Source organism: Terrabacter sp. GCM10028922, assembly GCF_042666095.1.
Taxonomy (GTDB): domain Bacteria; phylum Actinomycetota; class Actinomycetes; order Actinomycetales; family Dermatophilaceae; genus Terrabacter.
The window spans coordinates 363,386-377,688 of record NZ_JBHTFG010000010.1 but is presented as its reverse complement, the minus strand read 5'-3'; the positions used below and the strand labels follow the sequence as shown (position 1 = coordinate 377,688).

The 14,303-nt window shown below is 71.3% G+C and carries 6 protein-coding genes; all 6 read left to right on the top strand.

Annotated elements, in window-relative coordinates:
* Positions 1-2: 2 nt before the first annotated feature.
* The 6 genes from ACFQU3_RS12435 (at position 3) to ACFQU3_RS12410 (ending at position 14,236) form a co-directional block, all read left to right on the top strand.
* On the top strand, positions 3-2,618 hold the full coding sequence (locus ACFQU3_RS12435) for an FHA domain-containing protein (protein ID WP_385910177.1): 2,616 nt from the start codon (positions 3-5) through the stop codon (positions 2,616-2,618).
* The gene (locus ACFQU3_RS12430) at positions 2,615-4,312 is read left to right on the top strand and encodes a protein kinase (protein WP_385910175.1); all 1,698 of its coding nucleotides are present in this window, start codon (positions 2,615-2,617) and stop codon (positions 4,310-4,312) included. Before ACFQU3_RS12435 ends, ACFQU3_RS12430 begins: the two co-directional genes overlap by 4 nt.
* 212 nt (positions 4,313-4,524) lie before the next feature.
* Positions 4,525-5,316 carry a hypothetical protein gene (locus ACFQU3_RS12425; protein ID WP_385910173.1) on the top strand — a complete coding sequence of 264 codons (792 nt, stop codon included), beginning with the start codon at positions 4,525-4,527 and terminating at the stop codon, positions 5,314-5,316.
* Positions 5,313-11,636, top strand: coding sequence for an Ig-like domain-containing protein (locus ACFQU3_RS12420; protein WP_385910171.1), 6,324 nt, complete (start codon positions 5,313-5,315; stop codon positions 11,634-11,636). Before ACFQU3_RS12425 ends, ACFQU3_RS12420 begins: the two co-directional genes overlap by 4 nt.
* Before the next feature lie 115 nt (positions 11,637-11,751).
* Positions 11,752-12,744, top strand: coding sequence for an AAA family ATPase (locus ACFQU3_RS12415; RefSeq protein WP_385910169.1), 993 nt, complete (start codon positions 11,752-11,754; stop codon positions 12,742-12,744).
* A 43-nt stretch (positions 12,745-12,787) separates the two neighbouring features.
* Complete coding sequence (locus ACFQU3_RS12410) at positions 12,788-14,236, top strand: DUF58 domain-containing protein (RefSeq protein ID WP_385910167.1); 1,449 nt, start codon at positions 12,788-12,790, stop codon at positions 14,234-14,236.
* Positions 14,237-14,303: the final 67 nt, after the last annotated feature.

Genomic DNA, 14,303 nt, shown 5'->3' with positions numbered 1-14,303 from the left:
ACGTGAGTGGCCCGTCCGTTGTTGTCGACCGGGCCCCCGACGGGTGGACGCACATCGGGGGCCCCGGCATGCACCTGCTCATCGCCCTCGACGAGGACGACGAGCGCACACTCGTGGCCAGCGACGCCGCCGACGGGGGCGACATCGACGACGTCGTCGAGGTGCTGACGGCCGGCGGCATGCGCAAGGCCCACCACTTCGTCGGTGTGCACTGGCAGCAGCGCACGCGGATCGTCGCGTTCGGGCCGGTCGCGGCCGTCGTGACGCTCGCCGACGGCACCGAGCACGAGGTGCGCGCGCCGAGCGCCAAGGTCTGGACCGACCTCGAGCTGTCCGAGCACCCCGAGCGGGTCGTGCTGCGGGTCCTCGACGAGGAGGAGCGCACGGCGCCCGTGCCCCCGCAGAGCCTTTCCGCCGGAGGTGCCCTCTCGCCGGCACCGGGACCGGATGCCGCATCGCCCCCGACGCCGGATGCCGAGGCTCCTGGCGAGCCGTCTCCCGTGCCCCCGACCGACGACCCGCTCGCGAATGCCGGTGCGCCGGCAGCGGAGTCCTCGACCGAGGGAGCACCCGCGTCGACGATGCCGGCCGACAAGGCCTCGCTGCCTTCGCCGGGGGGTGTCCCGACGTTCGGTGCCGCGGCCCAGTCGTCGTCCACCGCCGCGGTCGCCCCCGGCTCGTCGGGCTCTTCCTGGGGGCGCAGCTGGGCCCGTCAGGTCGATGTGCCCTCGACGTCGGCGCTTGGAGAGCCCTCTGACAGTGCGGCTCTCGGCTCCTCGGCGTCGGAGCCGACTGTGCCAGAGGTGGATACGCCGAACGCGCCAGCCGACCCGACAACTGCAGAGGTGCCTTCCGAGGTGGCTGGCGACCGGGCGACAGGCCAGGCCGCTGACGCATCGCAGTCCCCCGGGTCGCCGGCATCGACTACGCCGGCTGGCGCGGGCAGCCCTGCGGTGCAGAGCGGTTCGGCGGAACCTCCCGTTGAAGCTCATCAGGACGGTGTCCCTGCGGTGCCTGAAACGCCTGCCGGACAGTCGGACTCACAGCCCGAGCGGACTGCGGCACCACCCGCTGCCCCGCCGGCTGCCCCGGCCGCACTGCGCTCGTGGGAGGCTGTTGCGCCAGCCGTCCCCGTGCGCGCCACCGTGGCACCGGCGAAGCCCGCCGAGACCCGGCAGGCCGACATCGCGTCGGGTCTCCCCGAAACGCCAGTGGCCGACGACCTGCCCTCTGCCGCGCCGCGTGACTTCGAGTCGACCTGGGCTGCGCGGCCGGTGCTCAAGACCGAGAGCGCCCAGCCGCGCACGAGCCCACCGGCGGCGTCCGCCGCCCGCACCCCCGCGCCCAGCGCCACGGCATCCGGCCCGACGACATCCGGCCGCACGACATCCGGCCCCGACGCCGAGGCCGCCGACGACGAACAGCCGGCCGTGCCCCCCAGCTACGACTACCTCTTCGGCCACACGACGCTCGCCGACGAGCACCGCAAGGTCCTCGCGCAGCTGGGCGCACCCGACGACGATGACGAGGGCGCGCAGGACGACGACGCGCCCGTGCTCCCGGCCGGCCCCGACACGTCCGACGCGCCGGTGACGAACGCCGCCCCAGCACCCGTGGTGCTGCCGCGCCCGATGCCGGCGGCACCCGAGGTCCCCGAGGGCGGCCTCATCTCGTCCGTGCCGTGGGCCACGTCCCGGCCTGCGCCCTCCGTGCCCAAGCCCGAGCCCGAGGTGCCGTCGTTCTCCGGCCGGCACACCCCACCGCCGGCTCCGAGCCTGCTCCCGCCGATGAACACCCCGCCACCGGGCACCCGGGCCCCGGAGGCCACGCCCCTCATCTCGACCGGGCCGCCGCCGGCAAGCCCGTCACCGGCGGCTCCGGTCCTTCCCTCGCCCGCACCGCCACCAGCACCGCCACCGGCACCGTCGCCGGGCGAGCCGTCCTTCGACGTGCCGATCTCGACGCCGCTGGGCACCACGCCCGCGCCGATGGCACCTGCCACGCCGTATCGCCCTGTCACGGAACCGATCCCGTCCGGTCCCGCTCCGATCACGGACCTCGGTTCAGGGGCCGACGACGACGAGACGGAGCTGACCGTTGACCGCAGCGCGCTGCTCGAGGCGCGCAACGCCGCACAGAACCAGACCTTCTCGGGTCCGAGCGTCCTCGCGGTGCTCTGCTCGGCGGGCCACCCGACGCCTCCCCACAGTGACCGCTGCCGCGTGTGCGGTGCAGGCATCCCGCCGCAGGAGCCGTTCACCATGCCGCGACCGCCGCTCGGCGTCCTCCGCCTGTCGACGGGCGACGTCGTGACGCTCGACCGCAGCGTGCTGCTCGGACGCGCGCCCAGGCTCGGTGAGGGCTTGGCCGCCCACGACCGCCCTCACGTCGTCAAGGTCCCGAGCCCCGAGCGCGACGTCTCGCGCAACCACGTCGAGGTGATCCTCGAGGGTTGGCACGTGCTCATCCGAGACCTCGGCACGACGAACGGCACGACCGTCACGCTTCCCGGCGAGGTGCCGGTGCGCCTGCGCGCCAACGACCAGCAGGTCCTCGAGCCCGGATCGCTCGTCGCGATGGCCGACGAGGTCTCGTTCACCTTCGAGGCGGCGCAGTGAAGAAGGGCACGCCCGCGAAGCTCCCCGGCCTCGTCTTCGTCCAGCCACTCGGGTCGGGTGGCTATGCCGACGTCTTCCTCTACGAGCAACAGAGCCCGCGCATGCCGGTCGCGGTCAAGGTGCTCAAGTCCGACGGTCTCACCGACGCCCTGCGCGAGCAGTTCGTCGAGGAGGCCGACACGATGGCCGCTCTCGGCGACCACCCCTACATCGTGCAGATCTTCCGTTCCGGCACGTCCGAGGACGGTCGCCCGTACCTCGTCATGAAGTACTACCCGCCGCCGAACCTCGCGATGCGCGCCCGCGCCGAACGGTTCTCCGTCGAGGACGTGCTGCGCACCGGCATCCAGCTCGCCAGTGCCGTCGAGACGGCCCACCGCGCGCGCATCACACACCGCGACATCAAGCCGGCCAACGTCCTCATCAGCGCCTACGGCGCACCCGGGCTGACCGACTTCGGCATCGCCGGCCGTGGTGCCCGTGACGGTGAGGTCGAGGTCGAGAGCACCGACGACGTCGGCGTCTCGGTGCCGTGGGCACCGCCCGAGGTGCTGTACGGACAGAGCAACGGTGACGAGCGGGCCGACGTCTACTCGCTCGCAGCGACCCTGTGGCAGCTGCTGGTCGGCCGCTCGCCGTTCGAGGTGCCGGGCGGCGACAACTCCGCGTACGCCCTCATGCCTCGGATCCGAAGCACCGCACCGCCGTCGACCGGACGGCAGGACGTCCCGGCGGGCCTCGAACGCCTGCTCGCTCAGGCGATGGCCAAGGACCCGGCGCACCGGCCGTCGTCGGCGCTCGAGTTCGCGCGCGCCTTGCAGGCGGTCGAGCAGCAGCAACGTCTGGCCCGCACGCCCATCGTCGTGCTGGACGAGCAGGGGCACACGACGCTCGTCAGCCAGACGCAGGGATCGCCGACCGGACGCTCGGTCGAGGACGACGACCGGACACGCATCAAGGCACCCCAGACCGTCGTGGCCCAGCCGGTCGGCCCGTCGCCGACTCTGCTCGACGACGACACGCGACGCAGGTCCGACGCCGGCGCAGCGCGCTGGTCGCCCGCGCCCATGCCCAGCCCCAGCCGCCCGGCCTCGGGGGCGCCCGTTCGAGCCGCCGCCCCCACGGACCCGACGACGAGCCAGACGGCGCCGCTCGGTCCTGACACGGCCGATGAGGCCACGATCCGCCGAGCGGCGAGCACCGCTGCGCCACAAGCTCATCCGACGACAGCGCCTGCCGCGTCGCCGCTGTCCAAGCCCGGTGTGGTCTGGGCGCTCGTCGCCGGGGTCGTCGTACTTGCCGCCGCCGTCACGTTCCTCGTGCTGCGTTCCGGTTCGGACCCGGCGGCGACCGTGATGCCGACACCGAGCCCCACCGTCTCGATGCCCGGCGACGACAGTGCGATCGGCGACGGCGTCTTCGACAAGCCCGTGCTCGAGCCCGAGTCCGAGGTCGGCCGCGTCACGTTCAGCTGGAGCTATCCGCAGCCATCGAAGAAGGACACCTTCCGGGTCTCGATCGGGCCGACGCCGTCGGACGCGGGGAACCCGGAGCGTTCTCGCACCGTCTCGGTCACGTCCAGCCGCTACGCGGTCAAGGCCGCCAAGGGCACGAAGGTGTGCGCCACGGTCATCGTCGTCCGTGCCGGACAGGCGTCGCCCGGGTCCGACGTGCAGTGCGAGACGGCGCGTTGAGGCCATGAGCTACGCAGCGAGAGGGAGCCGACCAGCCGCCTGCCTGCCCGTCCCGTGAGTACCGGGGCGGGTGGACACCAGGTGGCCAGAGGGGCAACCTCGACACAGACACCAGCAAACAACCACAGACTTCCGTAACCAGACATACTCGGCCGTCGTTGACCGCGAGTGCCAGCGCCGAGCGCGCGTCGACAGGATTAGGGGACCTGATCGTGATCCACAGCAAGGTGACCGTCGTGTTCTGCGGCGAGGAGTACTCCGTGTCACCCGACACCGGACTCACCATCGGCCGCACCGGTGACGTCGAGGTCGACGACAACCCGTACCTGCACCGCACGTTCCTCGTCGTCTCGTTCGAGAACGGGTTCTGGTGGCTGAGCAACACCGGATCGACCCTGACGGCGACGGTCGCCGACGAACAGGGCCTCTTCCAGGCGTGGCTCAACCCGGGCGCGAAGATCCCGCTCGCCATGAGGAAGCTCATCGTCTGGTTCACCGCCGGCCCCACGACCTACGACTTCGAGGTCCACGTGGCCAGCCCGGCCTTCAAGTCGGTGACCGCAGACCCGCCCGAACCCACCGACGACGACGAGGTCGGAGCGGCGACCGTGGGACGCGTGTCCTTCACGCCCGACCAGAAGCTGCTCGTCGTCGCGTTGTGTGAGCCGTTCCTCCGGCGCCGTGAGGCCGGCACCAGTCAGATACCCTCGTCAGCCGTGGCGGCCGAGCGTCTCGGCTGGACGCTCACCCGCTTCAACCGCAAGCTCGACAACGTCTGCCAGAAGCTCGCCGACGCCGGCACGCGCGGACTGCACGGCGGCGTCGGCAAGCTCGCGACCAACCGCAAGGCCCGGCTCGTCGAGCACGCCCTCTCGACCAAGCTCGTCACCGAGGACGACCTCGCCCTCCTCGACGCGCCCGACAGCACCGAACCGACACCACACACCGACGTAGAGAACAGGCGCGCCGACCGTATGGTCGCCGCCGAACAGGGGAACGCATGAGCACCGCCGCCACCAAGCGACGGATCGGAGTCATCTCCACCGTCGTCGTCGCCCTCGTCGCGAGCCTGCTCGTCTGGCTCGCGACCCGAAGTGAGGGTGAGATCGTCCGCAAGGCCGACCTCAACGACGGCGGCATCTGGGTGACCAACGCCGAACAGGCCCGCTACGGCCGCATCAACAAGCCCGCCGGCCAGCTCGACGCCGGTGTCCTGTCCGACGGCACGAACGGCTCCGGCCTCGACGTCTTCCAGGACGGCGCGGCCGTCGTCGGCTACTCGAAGGCCAGCAACCAGATCGTCCCGATCAACCCGTCCGAGGGCACGCTCGCCCCGGAGCAGGCAGTCGTGCTGCCCAAGCCGAGCACCGCCACCGGCAACCGGGTCTTCACGGCTCCGCTCGTCGACGTCCGCGGCGGCACCATCGCGATGATCGACCCGGCCAAGGGCGAGCTGCGTGCGCAGCGGGTCGAGGACCCCACGGGGGTCACGAGCCTGGACGGGCTGCAGACGCAGGCCAAGCCGCTCGCGAAGGTCGGCGGCAACGCTGCCGTCGCTGTCGGCGTCGACGGCTCGGTCTACGCCCTCTCCGCCGAGTCGGGGACGATCAGCGTCCTGCGCAAGGAGGGCAACGCATACGGCAAGCCTGTGACGACGAAGCTCGGCTTCACGTCGAAGTCGGCGCAGGTCACCGCCGTCGGCGCGCACTGGGTGGTCTGGGACTCCGGCACCGGCAAGCTCTACTCCGACGCGCTCTCGGAGCCCGAGCAGCTCTCGGTGGGCAGCGCCGAGCCCGGCAACCCCGCCTTCGCGGCCCTCCAGCAGCCCGGCCCCGACGCGCCGACCGTCCTCATCCAGGACGAGACGCAGCTGACGCAGGTCTCGCTGACGGGCGACAGCCCGACCGTCGGTGGCGTCAAGCTGAGCCAGGGCGCTCCGGGCCAGAAGCTCTTCCTGTCGGCCCCGGTCCGTCTCGGGTCGTGCATCCACGCCGCATGGGCCGGCGCCTCGAACGTCTACTACGGCCGCAACTGCGGGTCGCCCACCGACGCCGACACCGTCGACCTCGGCGCGATGAAGAAGGGCGTGCGCACCGACGGCGTCAAGCTGCGCGTCAACCGCGGGCTCATCGTCCTCAACGACCTCGACTCCGGCGACGTGTGGGACATCGACCGCAACCGCGTCAAGATCGACAACTGGAACTCCGTCATCCCGCCGCCGCAGACCGACGACAAGAACAAGAAGAAGGACGAGAACCTCATCGACGACGAGGTGACCCGCACGCCGCCCAAGGCGCAGCCGGACTCGATGCAGGTCCGACCGGGCCGCACCTCGACGCTCCACGTCCTCGACAACGACTCCGACTCGCAGGGCTCGATCCTCGCCATCGCTCCCGGCGACGTGGGCCAGCCCGGCACGCCGGGCATCTCCACGAGCGCGTCCGCCGACGGGCAGACCGTGCAGGTGACCGTGCCCGAAGAGGCCGGTGGCACCTTCTCGTTCGACTACACCGTCAACAACGGCACCACGGCGAAGAACGGTCGCGCGACGGCGAAGGTGACGGTGCGCATCGTCGGGCCCGACGTCAACACCGCCCCGAAGGTGCGCACGGGCCAGGCGAAGCTCGCCCAGGCGAAGTACCCCGTCGTCGCGAGCGGTTCCGTGCGGGTCGGCGTCATCGCCGACTGGCGTGACGCCGAGAACGACCCGCTCCAGGTCTCGGCCCTCGACCCGGCCAGCACGGGCGTCGACGGATCCGGAGCGCTGACCGTCAAGGCCAAGGCGGACAAGGGCGACCAGGTCGTCGACTACCAGGTCGACGACGGCCGCGGCGGCGCCGAGAAGGCGTCGGTCACGCTCGACGTCCTGAGCGAGGACGACTCCAAGGCGGTCGCGCCGAAGACGCAGCCCGACGTGCTGCGCGCCGTCGTCGGCAAGCCGGTGCAGCTGCAGCCGCTCGGCAACGACATCGCCGGCGCCGATCCCACCGACCCGCAGGCGCGGATGCGCCTCGCGCAGGCGGTCAAGGGGCCCGGCCAGCTGACCATCGACACCAACCTCGACACCAACGTGCTCACCGTGACCGGTCAGACGCCCGGCACCTCGACGATCACGTATGCCGCCCAGGTCGGCTCCGGGGTGAGTGTCGGTCGCATCCGCGTCGACATCGCACCCAACCCGTCGGTCGACCTGCCGCCCGTGGCCACCCCGGACGCGGCGGTGCTGCGCGGCCAGACGCCGGTCATCGCCGACGTGCTGTCCAACGACTACAGCCCGCGCAGCGACGTCCTGGTCGTGCAGCGTGTCGCGACGACTGACGCGTGGCTGCGCGTCTCCGTCGTCCAGGGCCGGTGGGTCCGGGTGGAGGCGACGTCGCCGCTCGACGGTGACACGCCGCGCCGCGGCGCCGTCCGGTACACCATCAGCGACGGCACGAAGACCGCGGTCGGCCAGCTCTCGGTCGTCCAGAAGCCCGAGCCGAAGGACAAGGTCCTCCCGACGGTCGTCGACGACGTCGCGACCGTGCGCGTCGGCGACGCCGTGACCATCCCGGTGCTCGACAACGACTCGATGAGCGAGGGCATCCCGCTCAAGCTCGACCCGCAGAGCGTCAAGGTGCTCTCCGGGGGTGGCCAGGCGTTCGCGTCGGGCACCGTCGTGCGCTACGTCCCCGAGCAGAAGACCCTGACCGGACCGAAGTCGGCGATCCTCGAGTACGCGACCTACCCCGAGGGCCTTCGGGCGCGGGCCGTCACCGGCCGCGTCAACGTGACGATCAACCCGCTGCCGGATGCCGTGAAGTACCCCAACCAGCCGCCGTCGGCGCGCAGCTTCTCGGCGAGCGTCACGGCAGGCGACACGCTCGCGATCACGGTCCCGACGAGCGGCGTCGACCCCGACGGCGACCTGACCTTCGTCAGCGGCATCGTCGGCGAGGAGGGCAAGGCGGTCGACCTCAAGCTCGGTCGCGTCCTCGGGTTCGGTGCGGCCACGATCCGCTACGAGGCCTACCCGCGCAGCGCGGGCACCGAGGTCATCCGCTACCAGCTGCGCGACCGCTTCGGTCTGACGAGCGAGGGCTTCGTGCGGGTCGGCGTCGTCCAGCCAGGCGACCCGCAGCCGCCGGTCGCCGTCGAGGACGACGTCGTCGCGGCCCCTGGGCGCACCGTCCGTGCCGACGTGCTCACCAACGACCTCATCTCCGCCGGCGACTCCGTGTCGTTCGTCGACCTGTCGACCCTCAACGACCCCGACGTCCTCAAGGACTTCCAGAAGCAGAAGGACGACACCTTCAAGGTCGTCGCGCCCGACGACGGTCCGGCCAAGGTGCTGACCTACGGCATCACCAACGGCCTCTTCGACCCGTCGAAGTCGACGCTGACGGTCCGCGGCCAGAAGGACTTCAACAACCCGCCGGTCGCGGTCGACGACACCGGTGTGGCGAAGCAGGGCGAGACCTCGATCGTCGTCGACGCCCTCGCGAACGACCGTGACCTCGACGGCGAGCAGGCCACCCTGAAGATCACGAAGTTCCTCGGTGACGGCGTGACCCGCGAGGGTAGGAAGCTGCGCATCCAGCTGCGCCCGCAGGCGCGCGTCGTGCCGTACTTCATCGAGGACGCCGACGGCGCCGCCGCAATGGCCCTGATCTACGTGCCCGCCGGCAACAACGGCTCGCCGTATGCCGTCGACGGCAAGGTCATCAAGATGGGCGCCGACTCGACCGTCAAGGTCACCCTCGGCGACTACGTCTCCGACCCGCGCGGCGGGAAGGTCACGCTGACGTCCCCCGAGACCGTGTCCACGTCGCCGGCCGACAACCTCCAGTTCGCCGTGGGGTCCGGCACCGAGCTCACGCTGACGTCGACGAACGGCTACGTCGGCCCGGCGGCGCTGATGCTCGAGGTCACGAACTCGACCGGTCCCAGTGACAAGGCCGCCCAGTCGGCCTACGTCACGGTCCCGGTCCAGATCGGCCCCGACGTCCCGGTGCTCCGGTGTCCCGACCACGAGGTGCGCCTCGTCGCCGACGGGCCCGCCCGCAGCTTCGACATCCCGCGCCTGTGCCACGCCTGGCTGCCGACGGGGATGGACCAGGGCAACGCCCAGTACGAGGCGACCTGGGACCCGGGCATCGACCGGGTCGACCTGAACCAGACCGGGGCCGGCGGCCGCCAGGTCGTCCTGCAGGCACAGCCCGCTGCGCAGGAGGGCGCCACCGGCGCGGTGACGGTCAAGGCCAAGGGCGGCGCCGAGTCGTACAAGATCCGGGTGCGCGTCGTCAGCTCGCCGCCGACCGCGACCCTGCGCCCGGTCCGGGTCGAGGGCCTCATCGCCGGCACGAGCCGGACGGTGAACCTCGCCCAGTACCTCGACAGCCCGCTGTCGGCACCCCAGTGCTCGGTGCAGTCCAGCCGCGTCGTCTCCGGGCAGGGTGTCAGCGCGTCCCAGAACGGCTGCCAGCTGACCGTGTCGGCCTCCGACAAGGGGCGCGGCGACGCGCGCATCACGATCGCCGTCACCGACGCGCCGGGTCGGCCCGCGGCCACCGGGCTGGTCTCGGTCAGCGTCCGCAGCAAGCCCGACCCCACCGCCGCCCCCGTCGCGGTCGCCGACCGGATCCTGGGCAGCAGCGCCCGCGTCGACTGGCGACCGCCGGCCTACGACGGCGGCCTGCCGATCCAGCAGTACGAGGTAACGGCGATCGGTCCGGGCGGCAAGGCGACGGCGTGCGGGTCGTCCCCGTGCACGATCACCGGCCTGACCAACGGCGAGGACTACACCTTCACCGTGCGCAGCCGCAACGCGGTGGGCTGGTCCGACCCGAGCCCGCAGAGCAACACCGTGCGGCCCGACACGAAGCCCAAGGCGACCTCGATCAGCGACATCACCCCGGGTGACCGGAAGCTCACGGTGCGCTGGACCGAGCCGCCCAACGAGGGCAGCAAAGTGCTCAAGTACCGCGTCCAGTGGGTCAACATCGGCTCCAACGCCGGTGCCACCGGGCAGGCCGAGGTCACGGCCCCGGGTCTCAGCAAGGTCATCACCGGACTCGTCAACAACGACGCGTACAACGTGCGCGTGCAGGCCAACAACGAGGCCGGCTGGGGTCCCTTCGGACCCGAGGTCAAGGCGCAGTCGTTCGGCAAGCCGGCCGCCGTGGCGGCGCCGACGCTGAGCCCCCGCGAGCCCGTGCCCGGTGAGCCGAACGCCCAGGTGTCGATCACCTGGCCGGCGACCGACCCGAACGGGCCGCCGATCACCAAGTACGACGTCTTCCGGCGCACGAGCGGCGGTCCCTGGAACCTCATCGCGACCCGGTCCGGCGGGGAGTCCCGCGTGGCCAGCGACACGGTCCCGTACCAGGGGCAGACGGTGGAGTACGTCGTCACCGCGACGAACGGCGGCCCCGCCACGTCCGACAAGGCCAACTTCTCGCCGTACGTCGCGAACGGCTATCCCGACACTCCGACCCTCCTGTCAGCCACGACCCCACGCGCGGACAAGACGATCGACATCACGTTCACGACGGGCAGCGCACACTCGGCGTCCTACGACTTCATCCACTGGACGACATCCGGAGTGACCGGGCGTTTCGACTGCCCCAACGGCAACTGCCCCAGTGCGGGTACGACCCGCCCCGTCGAGGCCGTGTCACGGACCATCGCCATTCGCGCTTGCAACTCCGCCGGCTACTGCTCGCCGATGTCCAACGCGATCCGTGTCCATCCCTATGGACCCACGAACGCGATCCGCAACCCGGGCGAGAACCACGACAACAACAGCATCACCTTCACGTGGAACGCCCCGGACAACAACGGCCGCCCGATCACGCAGTACCAGGTGACGGGCGACAAGGACGAGACGTTCGGCGCCAGCCGCGAGTCGACGACGATCGGGGGCCTGGGCTACAGCGAGAGCCGCACGATCCGGGTCCGCGCCTTCGCCACCGACTCGGGCTGGGGTCCGTACACGTCCATCACCGGCCGCACGAACCCGGCGCCCGCCCAGAAGGTGGTCTCGGTCTACAAGGGGCCCTCCTGCGGCCCGAGCAACTGCCCCAAGCCCGACGGCACCCAGTGCGGCACGAACTGCAACTTCGTCGGCTACGAGCTCGAGAACTACACCGGCAACATCGTGTGCAGCCTCGACAGCAGCGACGGCGCGTGGGGCACCCTCGACGACGGCAACTCCGGCCGCCACAACCCGACGAACGGCCGCAACGTCTCCGGGAAGTTCTACGGGTTCCCCAACGGCTGGGTGAGCGTCAGGTGCACCGGCTCGAACGGCTCCGACTCGGCGACACGCAACCCATGGGGATGACGGCAGGACCCTGCGAGACGACCGGACCGCCGGGTCCGCGCCACGCGGCATACGCCTCCGCACTCCACCACGACACCGCAGGCTCGATGAATGACATGACAGGAGAACGACACCCATGACGGCCCACACGACCGCCGGTCACATCACGCAGGAGCAGGTGACCTGGTTCGCCCACACGTTCGACCAGCTCGTCGGCAACATCGAGAAGGCTGTCCTCGGCAAGCAGCACGTGACCCGCCTCGCCCTGACCTGCCTGTTGTCCGAGGGACACATGCTCCTCGAGGACTTCCCCGGCACCGGCAAGACGCAGCTCGCGCGCGCCCTCTCGGCCACCGTCCAGGGCACGCACAGCCGCATCCAGTTCACGCCCGACCTGCTGCCCTCGGACGTCACGGGCGTGACGATCTACGAGCCGACGAAGCAGGCGTTCGAGTTCCACCCGGGCCCGATCTTCGCGACGATCGTCCTCGCCGACGAGATCAACCGCGCCTCGCCGAAGACGCAGTCTGCGCTCCTCGAGGTCATGGAGGAGGGCCGGGTCACGATCGACGGCAAGCCGCACTCGGTGGGCGAGCCGTTCATGGTCATCGCGACCCAGAACCCCATCGAGCAGGCCGGGACGTACCGCCTCCCCGAGGCGCAGCTCGACCGCTTCCTCATGAAGGCGAGCGTCGGCTACCCCGACCACGAGGCGACGATCGCGGTCCTCGCGGACGCGAAGACCCGTGACCGCGCGAAGACGTTGAGCCCGCTCATCGCGAGCAACGTCATCGTCGAGATGTCCAAGCTGGCCGACGAGGTCCACGTCGACCCGGCGATCCTCGGCTACGTGAGCCGGATCGCCGAGGAGTCGCGTCGCCATCCCTCGCTCAAGCTCGGCCTGTCGGTCCGTGGCTGCCTCGCCTACGTGCGCTGCGCCAAGACCTGGGCGGCGAGCCAGGGCCGCACGTACGTCATCCCCGACGACATCAAGCTGCTCGCCGAGCCGATCCTCAGCCACCGCCTGCTGCTCAGCGCGGAGGCGCAGTTCGCCGGCACGACGGTCGAGCAGTGCGTCGACCAGATCCTCGGCGACATCGCGCCGCCGGCTGAGCGCGCCTCGGCCTGACCGCGGCTCACGTCAGGACCGGACAGGGAACCGAGGGGAACGCATGACCCAGCAGGACCAGGGAGAGACGGCGTCGCGCGGCGCTCGTCGCCTCCGTATGCCGTCACGTCGCGGCGGGAGGGCAGCGTCCGTCCCGCCGGGGCGGGCTGCCGCGCTCGCGGGCGCGCCGGGCACGACGAGCCGCGGCATCCGCCAGATCACCCAGCCGATCACCCGCTCCATCGAGCAGGTGGCCGGCCAGACCGAGGGGGTCTGGCGGCCCGTCGCCGGCGTGCTGCGCTGGGTCTCGCCGCTCGGCTGGACGATCCTCGCGCTCGGTGTCGTCTCCTGGCTCGTCGGCGCGCGCTGGGGGTGGACAGAGCTGCTCATGGTCGGCGCGGCCGCCCTGCTGCTCTTCGCGATCTGCCTGCTGCTGGCCCTCGGCCGCACCAAGGTCCGCATCCTGGCCGAGGTCGACCCGCGCCGGGTCGTCGTCGGCGAGCCCGCGACGGGCCGCATCCTCGTCACCAACGAGGCGCGCACGCCGATGCTGCCGATCCTCGTCGAGCTGCCGGTCGGCCTGTCCGCGGCCCGGTTCGTCCTGCCCGCCCTGACGCCGGGCAACGCGCACGAGGAGCTCTTCGTCGTACCGACCTCGCGCCGCGGCGTCATCCAGGTGGGGCCTGCGACAACGGTCCAGGGTGACCCGCTCGGGCTGATGCGCCGCACCCTGACGTGGACCGAGCGCACCGAGCTGTTCGTCCACCCGCGCACCGTCGCACTCGAGTCGCTCGGGGCCGGTCTGCTGCGCGACCTCGAGGGCAGCACCACCGAGGACGTCTCGATGAGCGACCTCGCCTTCCACGCCCTGCGCGAGTACCAGCCGGGCGACGACCGCCGCTACATCCACTGGCGCAGCTCGGCGAAGGCCGGAAAGCTCCTCGTCCGCCAGTTCCTCGACACCCGGCGCTCGCACGTCACGATCATCGTCGACCCGGACCCCGAGCAGTACCGCTCGGGTCACGGCAAGACGGGCCTGACCGACCGGGACGTCGAGCGCGACGTCATGGCCGCCAACGCCCCGACCGCGATCCAGGCCGACGTCGAGACGGCGATCTCGACCGGCAGCTCGATCATGGTGCGCGTCATGCTCGACGAGCAGGACTGCACCATCGTCTGCGGCGACCAGAAGGTCACCAAGTCCGTGCCCCAGGTGGGCCTCGACGCCATGTCGCGCGTCGAGCCCGGCCCCGTCGACCTCTTCTCCGTCTCCCTCGACGCCGCCGACCTCGCGCCTGACACGAGCACGTGCTTCATCGTGACCGGGCCGCACCGGCCGTTGATCGACCTGCAGCGCGCGGCCGGGCAGTTCCCGCCCGAGGTCACCCGGGTCATCCTGGTCGTCGACCCGCTGGCCGACCACGGCATCCGTCATGGCGGTGGTCTCGTCATCCTCACGCTGAGCAGGCTCGAGGACCTCCGCATGCTTCTCGTCTCAGGGGTGGCCCGATGAGCTCACCGATGTCGCCGTCGTCAAGACCGGGCTCGATCCCGGCCCCGCCACCGTCCGCGCTCGTCAG